General features: G+C 67.7%; 16 protein-coding genes and 1 pseudogene. 11 read left to right on the top strand and 6 right to left on the bottom strand.

The features are described from left to right. Positions 1-19: 19 nt before the first annotated feature. The 5 genes from N7925_RS25615 (at position 20) to N7925_RS25635 (ending at position 4352) form a co-directional block, all read left to right on the top strand. A complete protein-coding gene (locus N7925_RS25615; RefSeq protein WP_331618207.1) occupies positions 20-448 on the top strand; it encodes an MFS transporter in 429 nt (142 codons plus the stop codon). Then, a complete protein-coding gene (locus N7925_RS25620) occupies positions 442-1314 on the top strand; it encodes an MFS transporter (protein ID WP_265601778.1) in 873 nt (290 codons plus the stop codon). The genes N7925_RS25615 and N7925_RS25620 overlap by 7 nt, the downstream gene beginning before the upstream one ends. Beyond that, positions 1200-2147 carry an MBL fold metallo-hydrolase gene (locus N7925_RS25625; protein ID WP_416222932.1) on the top strand — a complete coding sequence of 316 codons (948 nt, stop codon included), beginning with the start codon at positions 1200-1202 and terminating at the stop codon, positions 2145-2147. Before N7925_RS25620 ends, N7925_RS25625 begins: the two co-directional genes overlap by 115 nt. Before the next feature lie 32 nt (positions 2148-2179). Continuing rightward, positions 2180-2698 (top strand): SRPBCC family protein, encoded by a 519-nt coding sequence (locus N7925_RS25630; protein ID WP_265601780.1) that lies wholly within the window; start codon positions 2180-2182, stop codon positions 2696-2698. A 172-nt stretch (positions 2699-2870) separates the two neighbouring features. Beyond that, positions 2871-4352 (top strand): carboxylesterase/lipase family protein, encoded by a 1482-nt coding sequence (locus N7925_RS25635; RefSeq protein ID WP_265601781.1) that lies wholly within the window; start codon positions 2871-2873, stop codon positions 4350-4352. Between the two features lie 269 nt (positions 4353-4621). Here N7925_RS25635 and N7925_RS25640 read toward each other — a convergent pair. The 6 genes and pseudogenes from N7925_RS25640 to N7925_RS25665 form a co-directional block, all read right to left on the bottom strand. Further along, a pseudogene (locus N7925_RS25640) lies at positions 4622-5347 on the bottom strand (IS5 family transposase); the annotation flags it as partial. Between the two features lie 640 nt (positions 5348-5987). Beyond that, positions 5988-7304, bottom strand: coding sequence for an ABC transporter ATP-binding protein (locus N7925_RS25645; RefSeq protein ID WP_265601782.1), 1317 nt, complete (start codon positions 7302-7304; stop codon positions 5988-5990). A 48-nt stretch (positions 7305-7352) separates the two neighbouring features. Continuing rightward, complete coding sequence (locus N7925_RS25650) at positions 7353-7877, bottom strand: DoxX family protein (RefSeq protein ID WP_274345285.1); 525 nt, start codon at positions 7875-7877, stop codon at positions 7353-7355. A gap of 149 nt (positions 7878-8026) precedes the next feature. After that, positions 8027-8680 (bottom strand): lytic polysaccharide monooxygenase auxiliary activity family 9 protein, encoded by a 654-nt coding sequence (locus N7925_RS25655; RefSeq protein ID WP_265601784.1) that lies wholly within the window; start codon positions 8678-8680, stop codon positions 8027-8029. Positions 8681-8761: 81 nt separating this feature from the next. After that, entirely contained in the window at positions 8762-9205 is a 444-nt protein-coding gene (locus tag N7925_RS25660; RefSeq protein ID WP_265604006.1) for a DoxX family protein, read from the bottom strand. A gap of 90 nt (positions 9206-9295) precedes the next feature. Next, on the bottom strand, positions 9296-11677 hold the full coding sequence (locus N7925_RS25665; RefSeq protein WP_265601785.1) for a family 49 glycosyl hydrolase: 2382 nt from the start codon (positions 11675-11677) through the stop codon (positions 9296-9298). A 744-nt stretch (positions 11678-12421) separates the two neighbouring features. On the opposite strand from N7925_RS25665, the gene N7925_RS25670 reads away from it, so the two are divergent. The 6 genes from N7925_RS25670 to N7925_RS36235 all read left to right on the top strand — a co-directional run bounded on the left by N7925_RS25670 (position 12422) and on the right by N7925_RS36235 (position 19312). Further along, entirely contained in the window at positions 12422-13603 is a 1182-nt protein-coding gene (locus N7925_RS25670; protein ID WP_274345286.1) for an ROK family transcriptional regulator, read from the top strand. Between the two features lie 83 nt (positions 13604-13686). After that, positions 13687-15420 carry an alpha-glucosidase gene (locus tag N7925_RS25675; protein ID WP_274345287.1) on the top strand — a complete coding sequence of 578 codons (1734 nt, stop codon included), beginning with the start codon at positions 13687-13689 and terminating at the stop codon, positions 15418-15420. Between the two features lie 72 nt (positions 15421-15492). Then, positions 15493-16815: an ABC transporter substrate-binding protein gene (locus N7925_RS25680; RefSeq protein ID WP_274345288.1), complete on the top strand. Its 1323-nt coding sequence runs from the start codon at positions 15493-15495 to the stop codon at positions 16813-16815. 89 nt (positions 16816-16904) lie between these two features. Further along, positions 16905-17798 carry a carbohydrate ABC transporter permease gene (locus N7925_RS25685; protein ID WP_265601789.1) on the top strand — a complete coding sequence of 298 codons (894 nt, stop codon included), beginning with the start codon at positions 16905-16907 and terminating at the stop codon, positions 17796-17798. Between the two features lie 2 nt (positions 17799-17800). Next, a complete protein-coding gene (locus tag N7925_RS25690) occupies positions 17801-18727 on the top strand; it encodes a carbohydrate ABC transporter permease (protein WP_265601790.1) in 927 nt (308 codons plus the stop codon). A 348-nt stretch (positions 18728-19075) separates the two neighbouring features. Next, positions 19076-19312 (top strand): hypothetical protein, encoded by a 237-nt coding sequence (locus N7925_RS36235; protein ID WP_416222933.1) that lies wholly within the window; start codon positions 19076-19078, stop codon positions 19310-19312. Positions 19313-19465: the final 153 nt, after the last annotated feature.

Raw genomic sequence — 19465 nt, forward strand, 5'->3', positions numbered from 1 at the left:
CGGCTTCGCGTCCTTCACCCTGATCTTCGCGGCCTACGCCGCCGGAGTCGCCGTCAGCCTGCTGACCGCGGGACACATATCGGACGGGCTGGGGCGACGGCGCGTCCTCACCGCGGCGGTGCTGCTCAACCCGCTGGCCCTGCTGGTCTTCATGACCTGGTCCACCGTCCCCGGGCTGCTGCTGCTTGCGCGCTTCGTGTCCGGTCTGGGCATCGGCATGCTGACCGCCACCGCCACCGCCACCGCCACCGTGTACCTCACCGAACTGCATGCGACCACCCGGCCGCGGCAGGGCTCCGGACGGGCCGAGGTCGTGTCCACCGCCGCCAACCTGGGCGGGTTCGGCCTCGACCCGCTGGTGACCGGCCTGCTGGCCCAGTGCGCCCCTGATCCGCTCCGGTCCCCCTCGTCTTCGCGTTCCTCCTGGTCACGGCCGGCCTGGTGGTGACGACGGTCCCGGAGACCGTCGCCCACGACATCACCTGGAAGCACCGGCCCATGAGGTTGGCGGTGCCGATGACCGTACGGGTGCGTTACGCGGCAGCCGCCACGCACGCCTTCACCGCGTCCGCCATGTTCGGCCTCTTCATCTCGCTCGCGCCCGGGTTCCTGTCCACCCGGCTCGGCATCGGTTCGCTCGCGGTCTCCGGCGCTGGGACCTTCCTGGTCCTGGCCTCCGCCGCCGGCTTCCAGCTTCTTGTCGCCCGCCTGTCACTCCAGCGGCAGGCGCTCCTCGGCATCGCGCTCCTGGGCTCCGGACTGGTCGTCGTGACGGTGGGCCTGACCGTCGTGTCCCTGTGGGCCCTGCTGACCGGCGGAGTGCTGGCCGGAGCGGGGGCCGGAACGGCCTACAAGGCAGCCATCGGTTCGGTCATCGCCATGACCGAACCGGACTGCCGCGGCGAGGCCCTGGCCGGGCTCTTCCTCGGCGGCTATGCCGGGATGTCCGTCCCCGTCCTGGGCTTGGGCCTGCTGATGCTCGCCACCACGACCACCGTCGCGGTGCTCGTCTTCAGTGCCGTGCTGGCCGGTGTGCTGGTCCTCACCCTGCTGCTCACTCCGCACCCGCACCCCACGCTGACCGCCCGTCCGCACTGCGGACGGCCTCGGCCCCGGACAAGTGCAGTCAAGTGTCCGATACCCCCGCAGCACCCCCTGGGCACAACCTGGAAAACGTCCGAAACCTTCGAAGGAGAACCATGTCTCCCCTTACCTCCACAGCATCCGAGACCGGGACGCCGACGGTCAGCACCATCGAACTCGGTGACGTTCGGATCCACCGCGTCATGGAGTACTCCGACACCACTCCGATGACGACGGATGTCTTCTTCCCCAACAGCAGGCCCGAGGAGTGGCAGCGCCACACCGCGCTGCTGGCGCCGCACCACTGGGAGCCGGACACCGACCTCACCCGTGCCGCCACCCAGTCCTGGGTGCTGCGCAGCGAGGGCAAGATCATCCTGATCGACACCGGTGCGGGCAACGACAAGTACCGCCCCCTGCAGCCGATCTGGTCCTACCTGAACACCGACTACCTGGCGAACCTCGCCGCTGTCGGGGTGCGGCCCGAAGACGTCGACGTCGTCATCAACACCCACCTGCACGACGACCACGTCGGGTGGAACACACGCCTCGAAGGCCGCGACTGGGTCCCCACCTTCCCCAACGCGACCTACCTCATGCCGAAGCGTGACTTCGAGTACTGGAGGCCCGAGAACCTCCACAACACGGTGTTCGGGCGGGGCAACCAGAACGTCTACGAGGACAGCATCGACCCGGTCATCGAGGCCGGCCTGGTGAAGACCTGGGACGAGTCGTACACCATCGACTCCAACCTCCGCCTGGAACTGGCCCCCGGCCACACCCCCGGCGCCTCGATCATCCACCTGGAGTCCGCGGGCGACCGCGCGATCTTCGCCGGCGACCTGCTGCACGGCGCGATCCAGGTGCACGAGCCGCACATCAACAGCTGCTTCGAAGAGGACGAGGACGGCGCCCGCGCCAGCCGTGCGCGCATGTTCGCGCACGCCGCAGACACCAACGCCCTCGTGCTCCCGGCCCACCTCCCCGGCCACGGTGCCTTCGAACTGCGCCGCCAGGGGTCCGGCTTCGAGCTGACCGACTGGGCGCCGTTCTCCCGCACCTGATCCGACCGCCCATCCCGCAAGGAGTTACCCGCATGTCCACCACGTCGCCCGACAACCCCGAGAACACGACCAAGATCCTCGACGTGTCCGGCTACGGCATCACCCGGCGAGCCTGGGTCGCGACCGACCCGGAGCGGGCCTACGACCTGCTGAGTGCCGTTTCGAACATCTCTCTGTGGAGTCCCAACGCGATCCGCGCCCAGTACGAGGAGGACGCCGGAGCATGGGCGGGAGCCTGGTTCCGGGGCCGTAACCAGCGCGGGGACAACGAGTGGGACAGCCGTTCGCAGGTGCGGAAGGCCGAGCGCGGGGCCGAGTTCACGTACACCGTCCTCGGTTCGGTGCCCGTGCCCATCGTCCGCTGGCGCTGGACCTTCACCCCCGACAGGTCGGGGACCCTGCTCGCCCAGACATGGCAACTGCTTGAGGCGGACCCCGTCCTCGGCTCCACCTACGCGGACCTCGACGCCCTGCGGGACGCCACCGCCAAGGGCATGGAGGACACCCTCGTGGCGCTGGCCGGCTGGATCGCTGACAACCCGGCGGTCTGAACCGCACCGCCGCGCACCCGGCGGTCCGAGGCTGCCCGGCCGGCATGTGCCGCTCCCTCGGGCGGGGCACGCCGGCCGACCCGGCGGGCCCCGCCGGAAGAAACCCTCGCCTCCCCGGACCGCCACCCCGCCACACCGCCCCACCGACTGACCGACTGACAAGGAAAGCTCGTTGATCGACCGCGACCTCGTCGTCCGGACCGCGCAGGGCGCGGTCCGCGGCAACCGGACCGACGACCACGCCGTATTCCTCGGTGTTCCCTACGCCGCGCCTCCCGTCGGCGCGGGCCGTTTCGCGTCCCCGCGACCGCACGACCCGTGGGAGGGGGTCATGGAGGCCACGGAATCGGGGCCGACTGCGCCGCAGGGACCGCGCCGCCTCGGCACCCTGGATATGGCGGCCTACTTCGGGCCCGGATGGGTCCGGGGCTCGGACTACCTCACCGTCAACATCTGGACGCCCCGGGCCACGCGGCCCGGGGCGCCGGTCATGGTGTTCGTGCACGGCGGCGGCTTCGTCGCCGGTTCGAACCGGTCGTTGCTCTACGACGGCAGCCGCTTCGCCCGGGACGGCGTCGTGCTGGTCACCGTGAACTATCGGCTCGGCATCCCCGGCTTCCTCGACCTGCCCGGAGCCCCCCGCAACCGGGGTCTGCTCGACGTGCTCGAAGCCCTGCGCTGGGTTTGGGAGAACATCGAGGCCTTCGGCGGGGACCCCGGGAACGTCACGCTGTTCGGTCAGTCGGCCGGTGCCACCATCACCGGTGCGATCCTGGCCGATCCCGTGGCGGAGGGACTCATGACGCGCGCGATCGTCCAGAGCGGCAGCGGACGCGGAGCCTTCACTCCCGAGCAGGCGGCGCGGGTGACGGCCGTCGCGGCCGAGGCGCTGGGCGTGCCACCGCACGCCCAGGCGTTCGCACAGGTCCCCGACGAGCGTCTCGTCGAGGTCCTGTCCGCACTGTCGGGAATCGATCTGCGCACGGCGACCGACAGCGATCCACTCATCGGGCTCAGCCCGTTCAGCGTCGTGCTCGATCGGCAGCCCGCCGACGCCGTCGCCGAAGGGCGGGGCGCGAACGTGGACCTGATGATCGGCACGAACGCCGAGGAGGGCAACCTCTACCTGGCCCCGTTCGGTACGCTCGCCACGTCGACGACGGCAGACGCGGAGGCCACGGCCGCCCTGTTCCGACCCGACCCCGCGCGGTACGTCGAGTCCCTACGCCGTGGCCGTCCCGGAGCCACGGCGGGCGAGGTGCGCTCCGCCCTTATGGCCGAGGCCCTGTTCGTCGCCGGCAGCCGCGACCTCGCCGACGCGCATGCCGCACAACCGGGCTCCGGCACCTTCCGCTACGAGTTCGCCTGGCGTTCTCCCGCTCTGGGAGGTCAACTGGGCGCGGCGCACGCCGTCGAGGTGCCGTTCGTCTTCGATGTGACCGACCAGCCCGGTCTGCTCGGCCCCGACGCCCTGCTCGGTGCCGGGACGCCGTCGGCCGGACTCGCCGCCCGCACGCACGCGGCCTGGATCGCCTTCGCCGCGACCGGAGACCCTGGCTGGACTGCGTACGAGAGCGGGCACGGACGGCTCATGCGCATCGCCGAGGACTGGGAGGTCGTCCGGGAGCGGTGGCCCGAGCAGGGCAGAGAGTAGCCCCGAGGGGCGAACCGTCAGGGCCTGACGGACAGCACCGACATCACGGCCTCGCCCGCCTCATCCCATGACGGACGACCCCGACCAGCGCCGCAGTAAGGAATTCGGTGACCCGCTCCGGGTTGAGCAGGCACGGCTCGGGGGTGCGGTGAGGATGCCGGTGACCGTGGCTGCCGACCGCCGGAACAGCGCGGTCCTGGGCATGGCCTGGTGGTCGAAGGGGCACCCCAGGACCTGGAGCAGGTCGGTCGTTGAGGTGTGTGCGGATCACGGCGCTCGTAGCAGGGGGCAATTCGGTGGAAGGTGTTCTGCCAGGCGTGCGTGCGCTCGACGTGCCACCGCTCGCTGGCTTGGATCGGCGCCCTTTCGCCCTTGTGCGCGATGCGGCCGTGCGGCTTGCGGGCAGTCAGTTCGATGCGGGTCTTGTCCGAGTCGTAGCCGGCACCCAGGTGCACGGTGATGTCGTCGGGCACCGGTCCTAGATTCTCCAGTAGGTCCACAGTCGCGGCGAACAGCGGGGAGTCTTGGCGGTTCGCTCCGGCGAGGACCCTGCCGAGCGGGATTCCGTAACCATCCGTCATGCCCGAGCGTTTGAGTCCTTGCTTACCGAGGCCGACCGGTGAGCGTCCAGCGATCTCGCCGCCGCCGGGGGCCTTGGTGATCGAGCCGTCGACGGCGATCCGGTCAAGCTCCAGCCCGACGATCCGGTCGCAGGACTCCAGAACAAGCTGCCTGAGCCGCATGAAGACGCCGAGGGAGATCCACTCGTCCCGGCGGTCGCGGATGCTAGTCGCCGAGCAGATGGTGTCGGCGATCGCCTGGTAGAAGCAGCCGAACCGCAGCAGTTGCAGCAGGTTGTCGAACACGACCCGATCGCCGATGCGGGCCCGATGGCAGCCCAGCGGGTGGGCAGGATCAACCTGGGGAGGCTCGGGCAGCAGCGCCGTGAATTGGTCCCACAACGGGTCGGTCAGCCACGCTGGAAGAACGGGCACAAGTCTCCCCAGTGATCACAGAGCGTCGTAACTCCATGATCACGGAGACCTGTGCTCGCCTCACTGCCCGGGTGCCGCGCCCGCCTGTCTGCGCAGGCTCTCTTTTTGGAGATACGGAGGGCAGGAGTTTCCTCAGCCTCACGGGAGGGTTCGGAGAGTCCGCGCGGCGGGGACGAAGTGGTGTGGCGAACGCCTAACCGATCCCCATCCCAGCGGGATCGAGCGGGACGCAGCCGGATGGAAACGGGTGGCTATGTCCGCCATCTCGGCATCATCGCAGGTGCGAGGCGTCACTCGTTTGGGTCCGAGTCCCACCCGCCCCACCACAATCCCCAGGCAGAATCGTTTCTGACCTGGGGAAACGCGGATTTTGCGGCGGTTTTCCGTGCGGTACTGACCCGCTGTCGCAGCGTTCTGGCGCACCTTAGATGCGTCTGACCTGGCCTTTTGTGGCGCTTCCCGGAGGGAGAGTCGTGGCGTGGTCCCACGGCCGATGAGGGAATCGCCGCACTCCCCCTACCTCGTAGCACCGACGGTTCTGGAGTTGACTGGGCGTCCGGTCAGCGGGGTGGACGCGCTTGCGGGTGTGGTCACGGTAGCCGTAGGTGTCGAGATGACTTCGGGACGTGCTCACGCGTGGTCATAGCTCGGGTACCTGAGTCGGGTCGGGGCTGACGCGTCCGCCTCGTTCATCGAAGATCAGCAGGTTCCGTACGTCGATGAGAAGGGGGATGTGCTGACCCCTTCGATGGCTGGCACCCGGTTCAGCGCGTATGACGAGTTCTCCGATGCCTTTGCGAGCAGGGGACTGCGGCGGAGGCTGGATGTCGCCGGATACTGCGGGGCGGCGGTCGAAGAGTCCGGTGCGGCGGCGGAGGAGCCGCAGGAGGTCGGCGGCGCTTCCGCGGACCGGATTGTGTGGGGCGTGGTCGGGGAGCGGGGCCGGTACGTCGGCCCGTTGTCCGCCGAGTGAGAGATGGAGCAGCGCTTCGTGACCTTGGAACTCGGTGTGCTCGACAACTCCCGTCACGGCTCGTTCGAAGGTGGTGGCGTGTGTCTTGTCGGCTATGCGGATGGCTTCGGGACGCAGGCCGATGAGGAGCGGCTGTCCCTGGGCGACGCGGAGCATCTGGTGGTCATGGGTGAGGGGGTACGACAGGGTGATTTTCTGGGCCCCGAAGTTGAGTGCCATGACGCCGTCGGCGGGGGCGTACACGGTGCCGCGCAGCAGGTTGATCCTCGGGGTGCCGACGAAGGCGGCGACGAAGGCGTTGGCGGGCAGCGCGTAGAGGTTGCGGGGGGTGTCGATCTGCTGGAGGATCCCGTCGCGCATGACTGCCACCCGGTCGCCGAGTGCCATGGCTTCGGCCTGGTCGTGGGTGACGTAGATGGTCGTGGCCCCGGTGCTGCGGGTGACCGCGAGCATTTCGGTGCGCAGGCGGGTGCGCAGTCGGGTATCGAGGCTGGAGAGCGGCTCGTCCATCAGGAAGACCGAGGGGCGGCGGACCATGGCGCGGCCCATGGCGACGCGCTGGCGCTCTCCGCCGGAGAGCCGGCCGGGGATCTGGTCCAGGAGGTGGTCGATGCCCAGCATCTGGGCGACGGACTGCACGCGGGCACTCACCTGGTTGTGGTCCTGCTTCTGGACCGCGAGGGGAAATCCGATGTTCTGCGCGGTGGTCATATTGGGGTAGAGCGCGAAGCTCTGGAAGATCATCGCGATGTCGCGTTCGCTGGGCTGGAGGTCGTTGGCGATCTCTCCGTCGAGGTGCAGCTGGCCCCCGCTGATCGTTTCCAGGCCGGCGATCATGCGCAGCAGGGTGGACTTGCCGCATCCGGAGGGGCCGAGAAGGACGAGGAACTCGCCGTCCTCGACGGACAGGGAGACCTGGCGCACGGCCCTCTGCCCGTTGGGGTAGGTCTTGGCGAGGTCGTGAAGGGTGATGGTGCTGCCCACGGGTGCTCCTGGTACGAGTCGCGCTTGGCGGGAAGTAAGTCGGGCCGGTCAGGGGGTGAGTTCGTCGGCGGCGATGTGGAGGCAGGCGGCGACCAGGACGATGTTCTTGATGACGTACTGGCCTTCGAGGGTGGGAACAGCCGCGGCGTGCCAGGCGGCGTCCGGCAGTACGAGCAGGGAGAGGAAGACCCCGGCCATGTGAAGGAAGAACACTGCCAGGGCCCAGCGGAGCAGGAAGCCGGTCAGGAGCGCGAGTCCGATGCCCGTCTCCAGGACCGCGAGCAGGAGCAGGCAGACCGGGGCGGGCATGAGCCCCAGGGTCATCTCGGTCATGGCCCCGATGGCGAAGCCCTCGGCCGTGCTCGCTCCGGGGAAGAACTTCAGAACGCCGAACCAACAGAAGATCAGGCCGATGCAGACGCGCAGAACGGTGGGGCTGATCCGCGTGTAGCGGTGTGCGCGGGGTGCGAGACGGCTTCGCAGGGACTGCTGCGGGCTCGGCTGCGGGGCGGGTGCCCGGTCGGTGGGGCCAGGGATTTCGGCGGGGTGGCGGCGGGGGGAAGTGCTGGTCATCGTCGATCCTCCGCTGGAGACGATCACGGGTACAGACTGCTGGGCACCTGACGAGGGCGGTTGTTCGCCGACCCGGGCCCTGTGGGGTTCGGAAGGGGGAGGGCCCCGTGGGAGGCAGTGCCTTCCACGGGGCCCCGGTCAGCCGGCTGTCAGCTGAAGTTGACGTCGCTGCACAGGAAGTACTTCTGGTCCATGTGCGATGCCTTCCAGACGGTCACCACGACGTGGCGTCCGCTGTAGCCGGTGGTGCTGACGTCCGTGACGTAGTGCGGCTGGTAGGGGTACCTGCCGGTCTTCTTCACCAGTTCGAGGTCGTCCCACCCGATCAGCTGGTACTCCGGGTTGAAGCCCTGCTTGGTGACGTAGACCTCGAGCCAGTCCGCGCCGTGTCGGGCCTCGTCGTAGATGTCGACGGTGAAGTCGGAGCCGATGTCGGTCATCTTCCACGGGCCCGGGCGGTCGAGGGGCCGGTAGTTCGTCTCGCCCTGGCCGCCGGCGCTGCAGATCTCGCCGTTGGCGATGACCTGCTTGTAGTTGTCGCCGGTGTTGTTGGCGTAGACGGCCTTCCACGCGCCGATGGCGTTCGCGTTCTCGTGGTAGGTCCGGTAGCACATGGGGTCCTGGGACTCGTTGGGCTCGGTGTAGCCCCAGCGCTGCAGGCAGCCGTAGTTGCGGGTCTCGGGGGTGATGACGGTGCCGTGTGCGGAGGCCGCCGGCGCCTGGATGACGCCGAGGAGGGCGGTGGCCAGTACGGCGGAGCTCAGCGCGACGACGCGCGACAGCGTTGCGGGTATGCGGTGCATGGTGCTCTTCCTCCGTGTGTGTGGAGATCACAGGCCGTTTCCGACCAGTGATTTACGTGCACATGACAGCCTGTGGTGCGTTCAGGCGTTGCTCGGGTGGGTGCTCACCTCCTCTCGTCGGCGCGCGGGCCGGTTCAGCAGAGCGGTCAGGGACCACTGGCCGGGGCCGAGGGCGGCGATGAGCAGGAAGGCCCAGCAGAACAGCGCGGCGCTCTCCCCGCCGTTCTGCAGCGGGAACAGTCCGTCGCCCTGGTGGTGGACGAAGTAGGCGTAGGCCATGGACCCGGAGCACAGCAGAGCTGCCGGGCGGGTGCCGAGCCCGATCAGCACGAGTGCTCCGCCGGCCAGCTGGATTACGGCAGCCCACCAGCTGGGCCACTGCCCGGCGCTGGGTGCCTGTCCGTGCGGGCCGCCCAGGACGCCGAAGAGGGTGGCCGCTCCGTGGCAGGCGAAGAGCAGACCGGTCACGATGCGGAAGAGGCTCAGGACGGCCTGTTCAGACCTGGCTGATGGCATGTGCGGCATGCCTTTCTGCGGGGTGGCGGGGGAGGGGAGGAGGTGCCGGGCCTGGCCGCCGGTGGCCGCCGCGATGGCGGCCACCGGCGACCGGTGTGGCTAGGCGGTGAGGTTGAACTTCTGGCTGGCCCAGGTGCTGCAGTCCCACAGGTGGAGGCGGGCTCCGTTGGCCGTGCTCTGGCCCTCGACGTCCAGGCAGCGGCCGGACTTGAGGTTCTTCAGCGTGCCGTTGGCCTGGAAGGCCCACTTCTGGCTGTCCCAGCCGCCGCAGTCCCACAGGTGCGCCTTGGTGCCGTTGGCGGTGGCGCCGCCGTCGACGTCCAGGCACTTGCCTCCGGACTTGAGCTGCTGGCCGTCCAGCGTCCACGTCATCGATGCGGTGTTCGCGCAGGACCACTGCTGGATCGCGGTGCCGTTGGCCGTGCCGGCTCCGGCGCGGTCGATGCACTTGGCGTTGCCGCCGTTGACGATCTGACCGGAACCCGTGCCCGTGCCCGGGTCAGGGTCGGGACCCGGGTCGGGATTGCCGCCGCCGGGGCCCCAGGCGTTCCAGTTGTCCCAGTTCTCGGCGTCGAAGCCGATGCGGCCGGGCTGTTCCGCGCCCCAGTTGGTGCCGGACTTGTTGATGACGGTGCCGCCGACGGTGTAGTTCTCGAGCTTGAGGCCCTTGCTCTGGGTCGTCTCGTTCCCCAGGGCGACCTTCTGGCCGGTGGCGTTGGAGTGGCGCTTGAGCAGGCTGACCTGGCTGCTCGGGTCGAGGCCGTTCCAGCTGTCGATCTTCAGGTTCTTGACGTGGATGTTCTCGGTGCTGGAGAGGGCGAACACGCGGATCGCGCAGTTGGTCTGGCCCTCGACGGTGATGTTCTCGAAGGTCATGTTCTTGACCCGGGTGGCGGGATCGCCCTTGGTAGTGGACCCCATGTCCTCCCAGTGGGAGGAGGAGTTGAGGATGCAGGTGTTGTACTTGACGTCCTTCCAGTACATCCGGTTGTGGATGACGTGGGTGTTGGTCACCCGGACGTTGTCGATGTTGCGGGGGGTCCAGCCCCACTGGATGACGGGGCCGTTCTCGTTCTTCCAGATGACGGTGTTATCGATGGTGACGTCGCTGTGGTACATCTTCAGGACGTCGTCGTTGGCGTTGAAGAACGTGTTCTTCATGGTGCTGCCGCGGTAGAGCTCGATGCCGTCGGTCTGCCAGTACCAGGAGCCGACCTGCTTGTAGTTGTCGACACGCATCTGGAAGGTCTGCTCGTTGCCGTAGACGACGAACGAGTGGTAGGGCGGTTCGTTGATGGTCACGCCCTGCAGGTCGAGGTACTGCTGGGCGTCAGCGGACTGGAACTGGAGCATCTTCACGCAGGAGTCGTGGCAGTTCGACGCCCCGTTGAGGTGGTCGTAGTTGTTCTTGGTGTCCGCCTCGTAGACGTACTGCTCACCGGAGAGCACCCCGTACCCGGTGACCTTGTACAGGCTCTGATTGTCGTGGAAGAAGCGGAAGGCTCCCTTCACGTAGGCGCCGGGGGCGAGGTAGACCCACTTGACGTTGGGCGGGAGCACGGCGTGGTACTTCGAGCCCATGGTGTAGGTGCCGGGCCGGAAGTAGATGATCTCCTTGTCGATGTTGTTCAGGTTGGTGACCTGGCCGGGCTCGGGGTAGTGGATGCTTCCCGACGCGGCGGTGGGGATCAGCCGGTCCTTCTCCGCGCCGGTCGGCGTCGGCTCGGCGAAGATCATCATTGAGTTGCGCGGTTCGGTGTGGATGGCCCGGTTGTTGCCGCCGCCGCTGGTGGTCAGCTTGCCGGCGTCGTTGGCCGGGCCGGACATGTCGTTGTAGGCCGTGTAGAGCTGCGGGTCGAACTCGACCGAGAACCGGTAGCCCTTGTTGCTGTAGGGCACCTTGATCCGGATGGTCTTGCTGTTGACGAGCTCCTTGTCGAAGTTCAGGCTGCTCGGCTTGATCTTGACCTGGTCGGCCGAGGAGATGCTCTGGTCGGTGCGCAGCGACACGTCGACCCACGTGTCGGCCGTGTACTGGAAGGAGGACCAGCTCATGGTGAGGTTCGCCGAGGCGGAGAACTCCGCGCCGTCCTCCTTGGTGTAGCCGATCTTCCCCTTGCCGCTGCGGGGGATGCTCATGTAGGCGAACGAGTCGTACTTCGTGGTCGGCGCCGCGGCCGTGGCGACCTTCACGTCGTAGAAGGAGGACCGCCGCACCTTGTCGCCGCCCACCGGGCTGCTGGTGTTGAACTCGTGGTTGTCGTGCCACCAGGTCTGCAACTGCTCGTTGTCGGCGGTGTCGCCCGCCGCTCCCGCTGCCGGCGGCGCGAGCAGGGCGGACGCGGGCACGAGCTGTCCTGCCGGAGCGGGGGCGGCCGAGGCCGGGGTGCTGGCGGGTACGACGGCTCCGGCGAGCGCCAGGGCCAGGCCGGCGGCGATGGCCGCCAGCGGGTTGAGCCTTCGCAGTCTTCCTGCGGGCATGATGATGTCCTCTCCTTGATGAATCGGGGCAGGGCCCCAAGGCGCCCGCCGGGGGCGGGCACGGACACCGCTGGGGCAGCTGGGGCAGCTGTGCGGCGGAGTCATCGGTGTGTGTGGTCGCCCGTTTCCCGGGCTCGGCCGGGTACGGAGTGCGTGTGGCACCCGTCCTGGTCGGCGGTTCGTCTCTCTACGGGGGAGCCGGCTGACGGAGTCCACGGGGGATCATTCGCAGGGCCAGGAGCACAGGACACCGGTCCTGCGAGCGCAACGAACCGGTTCTGCCCGTCCCGAGGGGTGAGGGAGTGCAGGTGTGGCAGCGGCCTGTGGCCCAACTGCCCCCGACGCCGCCCCGGTTGCCGGTTAACTTCCCGCCATTTCTTCGCCGTGTCAATGAAATGAACAGGATTTCCCGTCCAAGAGACCCGGCACGGACATAACAAGAAGCCCAAAAGGTACAACACTGCCATTAATGGACGCCCGGGATGGGCCATCACGGTTGTGTAACGTGATGTTTTCTTTCTTGACGCACTTAAAGGCAGAGGGACACACTCCCGTCATACGCAGTCGCCGAAGACGTACACGGGTCGTCGGCGTCACAGCCGCAGGAGGTGCGATGACGATCTCTGCAACGCTTGGCAGCACCGCCCCCACCCGTACGGGAAGCCCGCGCCGCCCCTATCGGGTTCGATGGCGCTGAACCTGATGCAACCGCCCTGACAGACCACTACCTGGAGGCACCGCGTGATGAGCCCGTCCAAGATCCGATTCTCGGAGCTTGTCAGTGAGCAGACCCGGGCGGAGATCTTCGCGACCGTGCTCACCGCAGGACCCATCTCGCGTACCCAGCTCGCCCAGCGCCTGGGCCTGGTGCCCTCCTCTGTCACCCGCATGCTGCCGCCGCTGCTCGAGCACGACTACCTGCGCGAGAGCGACGCCGTCCCGCAGGGGCGGGGGCGGCCGCAGAAGATGCTGCACGTCAACCCCGACAAGCACGTGGTGGTCGGCATGAAGATCGGCCCCGGGCAGGTCTCCGGAGTCGTGACCGACATGGCGGCCAACGTCCTGGCCCGGGACGAGGAACCCCTCGCCGACTGCACCCCCCATACCGCCCTGTCCGCCGCCGCCTCCCTGACCGGCAGGCTTCTCGCACAGGCGCCCGAAGCGGCGGACAGGGTGCTCGGCCTAGGCGTCGGCGTCAGCGGCCACGTCGACTCGGCAGCCGGAATCTGCCGCTACTCGGCCCTGCTCGACTGGAACAAGGTCGACGTGGCCACCCCCCTGCGGGAAGCGACCGGGCTGTCGGTGGTCGTCAACAACGACGTCAACACCCTGGTCGTCGCCGAACGCTGGTTCGGCGAAGGCCGCGACATCGACTCCTTCGCCGTGGTCACCGTCGGCCCCGGCATCGGCTGCGGCCTGCTCCTGGACGGCGCCCTCTTCTCCGGCGCCACCGGACTCGCCGGCGAACTCGGCCACCTGCCCCTGGACCCCGCCGGTCCCATGTGCAGCTGCGGCCGGCGCGGCTGCCTGGAGGCTCTGGCGGGCGACCGCGCCATCCTGCGCCACCTCGCAGACGGCGGATTCCCCTGCGACACGATCACCGACGCCGTCGACCTCGCGCGAGGCGAAGCCGGAGCGGCCCGCACCGTCGCCCGCTCCGCATTCGCCGAAGCCGGCACAGCCCTCGGCAAAGGCATGGCCGGCATGTGCAACCTGCTCAACCTGCAGAAAATCATCATCGCCGGCGAAGGTGCGGTCGCCTACGACCTGTTCGGCCCGCACATGAACGCGGCGATGGAAGCCCAGGCGTTCTCCACTGCGGCCACCGACTGCGACATCCACGTCGACCCCGCCCGCCACGACCTCTGGGCCCGGGGCGCCGCCTGCCTCGTCATCCGCGACACCGTGGGCGCGGCCATCTCCTGACCCGCAGCCCCCGGGTGCGACGGCAACCCGCCATCCCCGATGAAGTAACCAAAAGTAATCATGCGATCACGATGAGGTTTGACGTGCCCGAAATCGAAGCCAGTCCCGCCGACGCCTGGTGGAGCGAAGCGGTGGTCTACCAGATCTACCCCCGCAGCTTCGCCGACTCGAACGCGGACGGCATCGGCGACCTGCAAGGCATCATCGAACGGCTCGACTACCTTGCCCAGCTCGGCGTCGACGTCCTGTGGCTGTCCCCCGTCTACCCCTCCCCGCACGACGACAACGGGTACGACATCAGCGACTACCAGGAAATCGACCCGCTCTTCGGAACCCTCGCCGACTTCGACCGGCTCCTGAACGCCGTCCACGAGCGCGGCATGAAGCTCGTCATGGACCTGGTCGTCAACCACACCTCCGACGAACACCCCTGGTTCACCGCCTCCCGCGACGAAGGCCCCCAGGGCAGCAAGCGCGACTGGTACATCTGGCGCCCCGCCCGCGACGGCAAGGAGCCGGGCACCCCGGGCGCGGAACCCAACAACTGGGGCTCCTTCTTCTCCGGTTCCACCTGGACCTACGACGAGAAGAGCGGCGAGTACTACCTGCACTTGTTCTCCCGCAAACAGCCCGACCTCAACTGGGAGAACCCCGACCTTCGCCAGGCGGTCTACACCATGATGCGCTGGTGGCTGGAGCGGGGCGTCGACGGCTTCCGCATGGACGTCATCAACCTCATCTCCAAGACTCCCGGCCTTCCCGACGGCATCGTCCACGAGGGCGCCCTGCACGGGGACGGCAGCCCCCATTACATCTGCGGCCCCCGCATCCACGAGTACCTGGCGGAAATGCACCGCGAGGTCTTCGAAGGCCACCCGCGCCGACTTCTCACCGTCGGCGAGATGCCCGGGGTCACCGTCGAGGACGCCAAGCTCTTCACCGACCCCGCCCGCCGGGAAATCGACATGGTCTTCCAGTTCGAGCACGTCGGCCTCGACCAGGGCCCTGGCGGCAAGTTCGACGTCCGCCCGCTCAGGCTGACCGACCTCAAGGCCAGCCTCGGCCGCTGGCAGACCGGCCTCGGCGAGACCGGCTGGAACAGCCTGTACTGGAACAACCACGACCAGCCCCGCGCCGTCTCCCGCTTCGGCGACGACAGCCCCGTCTACCGCGATCGCTCCGCGAAGCTCCTCGCCACCGTGCTCCACCTGCACCGCGGCACCCCTTACGTGTACCAGGGCGAAGAGCTCGCCATGGCCAACACCCGTTTCACCTCCATCGATGACTTCCGCGACATCGAGTCCCTCAACTACCACGGCGAGCAGACCGCCCACGGTGTCGACGAGGAACAGGTCCTGGCAGGGCTGCGCCACCGCAGCCGGGACAACGCCCGCACCCCCATGCAGTGGGACACCTCCCAGCACGCCGGCTTCACGGCCGGCACCCCGTGGATCGCGGTGAACCCCGACCACACCCATACCAACGCCAAGGCGCAGCTCGCCGACCCCGACTCCGTCTTCCACTACTACCGCCGCCTGATCGCCCTGCGGCACACCGAGCCCGCCCTCACCCACGGCGACTTCCACATGCTGCACCCCGACCACGAACAGCTCTACGCCTTCACCCGCCATGACGCGGCCTCCGGCACCGAACTGCTCGTCCTCGCGAACTTCGGACCGGACGACCTCACCGTCGACCTGCCCGACGGCTGGGAACACAGCGAGACGCTCATCGCCAACGTTCCCGCCACCACCCAGCTCAGCGCCCCGCACACCCTGCAGCCCTGGGAAGCCCGCGTCCACCGCCGCAACGCCTGACCACACCCCCACGGCCTGTCCAGCACCGTCTCCTCCCGCACGCCCTGATCCGCGCACACCCAAGGAATCCTCATGACGACCATGCGCTTCCGTGCCACACGCCACACCACACGACGAGCCCTGCTCGCGATGTCAGCCCTGGCGCTCGTCGCCCCCCTCGCCGCATGCGGTGGCGGCTCCGACGCTGCCGAGGGAGACGGCAAAACCCTGCGCCTGTGGCACTACGAGCAGGAGGACGGCGCCCTCAGCAACGCCTGGGACGCGGCCATCGCCGAGTTCAAGAAGACCCACCCCGACGTGAAGGTCGTCTTCGAGCGCAAGACGTTCGAGCAGATCCAGCAGAACGCGGGCATGATCCTCAACTCCGACAAGGCTCCCGACGTCATGGAGTACAACAAGGGCAACGCCACCACCGGCCTGCTCGCCAAGCAGGGGCTGCTCACCGATCTGACCGCCGCCGCGAAGGAACGCGGCTGGGACAGAAAGATCAGCGAGAGCGCCTCCGTCACCGCCCGCTACGACGCCAACGGCGAAATGGGCGGCGACAAGTGGTACGGAGTCCCCAACTACGGCGAGTTCGTCCTGGCGTACTACAACGACGACCTCTTCAAGAAGCACAACATCACCAAGCCCACCGACCTCCAGAGCTTCGAGGCGGCCCTGGCCGACTTCAAGGCCGCGGGGATAACCCCGCTCGCCAACGCCGGCAACGACCACCCCGCCGGCCACTGGCTCTACCTCCTGGCCCTGGCCGAGGCGAATGACGCCTGGGTCGACAATTACCAGCTCTACAAGGGCAAGGTCGACTTCCACGGCCCGGAGTGGACCTACGCGGTCGAGACCTACAAGGACTGGCTCGACAAGGGCTACTTCGAGAAGAAGGACGTCGGCCTCAAGGGCAGCGACATGACCGAGCAGTTCGTCTCGCAGAAGCGTCCGATCATGGTCGGCGGCAACTGGTGGTTCGGCGGCCTGACCACCGACATCACCGACTTCTCCTGGTCCACCGCCGCCTACCCCGGCAGCAAGAAGACCCTCGGCTCCGGCGGCAACCACTGGGTCGTGCCCACCAAGGCGAAGAACAAGGAACTCGCCGAGGACTTCATCGACATCACCATGTCGGACAGGATCCAGAAGATCCTCGGCGAAGAGGGCAACGTCCCGCTCGCCGTGAAGCCGGACTCCATCGAGAACCCGAAGTCCCGCGAGCTCATCACCGCGTTCAACACCTACCAGGACGGCAAGGGGCTCGCCTTCTACCCGGACTGGCCGGCACCCGGCTACTACGACACCTGGATGGGCGCCACCCAGAACCTCATGAACGGCGGCAAGCCCCACGCCGTGCTCGACGAGCTCCAGGCCCCCTACGAGAAGTACACCGCCTCGCGGCGCTGAGGCTGACCCGCCCGAACGCGTCAGCCCTTCTTCCCGGGGACGGCGGCCCGCCCGCTCCGGGCCGCCGTCCCGCCCCTCTTGGAGCAACAGTGAAAACCACACGTCACCCGCGGCCCACGGGGTACGCCGTCTTCCTCGCCCCCGGCCTGCTGCTGAGCCTGCTCTTCCTCGTCGTCCCGCTGGTGATGACCTTCTCCTACAGCCTCACCCAGTGGCAGGGCGTCGGAGAGCCCACCTGGATCGGCTTCGACAACTACACCCGCCTGTTCAGCGACGCCGACTTCTGGGCCTCGTTCCGCAACATCGCCTTCGTCATCGTCGGCATCGCCGTCGTCCCCACCCTGCTCGGGCTCTTTCTCGCCGCGCTGCTTTTCGACTACATCGGCAAGAAGCACGGAGACGGCTTCGTCAGCCTCTTCCGCTCCGGCCTCTACCTCCCCCAGGTCATCCCCGTCGCCGTCACCGGCCTGATGTGGGGCTGGATCCTCGCCCCCGAAGGCGCCGTCAACAGCGTCCTCGAAACGATCGGCCTGAACTCCCTGGCCCAGAACTGGCTCGGAGACCCCGACCTCGCCCTGTGGATGGTCCTCGCCGTCCTCGTCTGGATGCAGCTCGGCTACCCCCTCGTCCTGTTCCTCTCCGGACTCCAGCGCATCGACCCCGAACTCTACGAAGCCGCCTCCCTCGACGGAGCCACCTGGTGGCAGCGCTTCACCCGTATCACCGTGCCCATCCTGCGGCCCGAGGTCTACGTCGTACTCGTCACCACCACCATCGCCGGCCTGAAGGTCTTCGCCCAGATCTTCGTCCTCACCGGCGGCGGCCCCGGTAACTCGACCCTCGTCCCCGCGTACTTCGCCTACCAGAACTTCTTCGAGCGTGCCGACGTCGGATACGGCTCCGCGATCTCCAGCACCATCACCCTGCTCGTGCTGATCATCGCCGGAACGATGCTCACCCGCCAGGCCCGCGAGGACGGATGACCATGACCACGCACACCACTTCCACGGCACCCCCCGGCCACCGGCGCAAGGCGGTCAAGGCCAAAGCGGGTAAGTCCAAAGCGGGTAAGTCCAAAGCCACGGGCAACCGCCGCACCCCCGGCTCCTACGCCGTCCTGGCCGCCGTCGCCGTGTTCGTCCTCGCGTTCCTCGCGCCCTTCATCGTCATCCTGCTCAACTCGTTCAAGACGAGCGCGGACTTCCGCACCAACGGGTCGCTCTCCCTGCCCGCTCAGTGGAACTGGAGCATCATCGCCGAAGTCTGGGAACGCGTCGGCTTCACCCAGAAACTCTTCAACAGCATCCAGATCAGCCTCGGCGTCGTCCTCATTGCCGTCCTGCTCGCCCTCTTCAACGCCTACGCCATCGGCATCGGCCGCGTCCGCTGGCGCACCCCCTTCCTCATCTTCTTCCTCGGCGTCAACGTCCTGCCACAAGAGGGCCTCGTCTACCCCATCTACTACCTCTTCAAGGAGATGGGCCTCTACGACGGGAAACTCGGCTACACCATCCTCGTCGGCATCACCTACAGCGCCTTCGGCACCTACCTGCTCTCCTCCGTCTTCGCCGGCTTCCCGCGTGAACTGATCGAAGCCGCCTCCATGGACGGAGCCGGCCGCTGGACCATCCTGTGGCGCATCGTCCTGCCCATGAGCTGGCCCACCCTCTCGGTGATGTGCGTCTTCTTCTTCGTCTGGAGCTGGAACGAGTTCCTCTACCCCCTCGTTCTGCTCATCTCCAACGACAACCAGACCGTCCCCCTCGGCCTGTCCGTCATGCAGGGCCAATACACCAGCGACCCCACCGCCATGAGCGCCGCAGCCCTCCTTGGCATCGTCCCCATGGTCATCTTCTTCCTCATCTTCCAGCGCTCCCTCACCCGCGGCATGACCGCCGGAGCCGTCAAGTAACCCACCCGCAACACCCCACAGCCACCCCGGATCCGGCACGCACTGCCCCGCCGCCGGATCCGGGGTCATCCTCGTTCAAGTGGTCGGTCCTGTACGCGCTGGACCGCCTCGGCACCCACATGGGCTGCCGGGGCGTTGCGCGGTTCAACCGCGTTGATCACCAGCACCGACCGGCGCGTTCTGCCCAAGGTCAGCGGCCGAGAGGCCAGCAGCGCCACTGCCGATCCCAGACCGTTTCCTGCGCACGCGTTATTTCTCGCTCATTCATGGCCCCGACCTGCGATCTGCCCGGTCGATACGGAGTGTGACTACACCGGGCAAGGGGAGGGGCGGGACGAAGTCTGCGGTATGCACTGCGGGGGAGCCGCGATTGGATGCCTGCCAGCGGATGTGCCGGTCACTGCTGACGGAACGGTCGCGACCGTCGATAGTGTCCGGCATTACCGTACGTCCGGCCGTACCTTCGACCTCACGGTCGCCGGGGTGCACACGTACTATGTGCCGGCGGGCAAGACTCCGGTTCTGGTTCACAACAGCAACTGCATCCGCGCTTCAGTTGCCTATCAGGACTCGACAAGGGTGTAATTGGGGCCGAAGCAATGCGACTGAGAAGCGGAACGGCGAGCCCGAAGGAAGTTCAAAAAGTTTTGGACGAGATTCACTCGAACCCTGCCCTGAGGGCTGACATCATCGCCAAGGCTACATCTGTGCGCACCAGTATGAATGCCGGGGAATTCG

The organism is Streptomyces sp. CA-278952, assembly GCF_028747205.1.
In the GTDB taxonomy this organism is placed as follows: domain Bacteria; phylum Actinomycetota; class Actinomycetes; order Streptomycetales; family Streptomycetaceae; genus Streptomyces.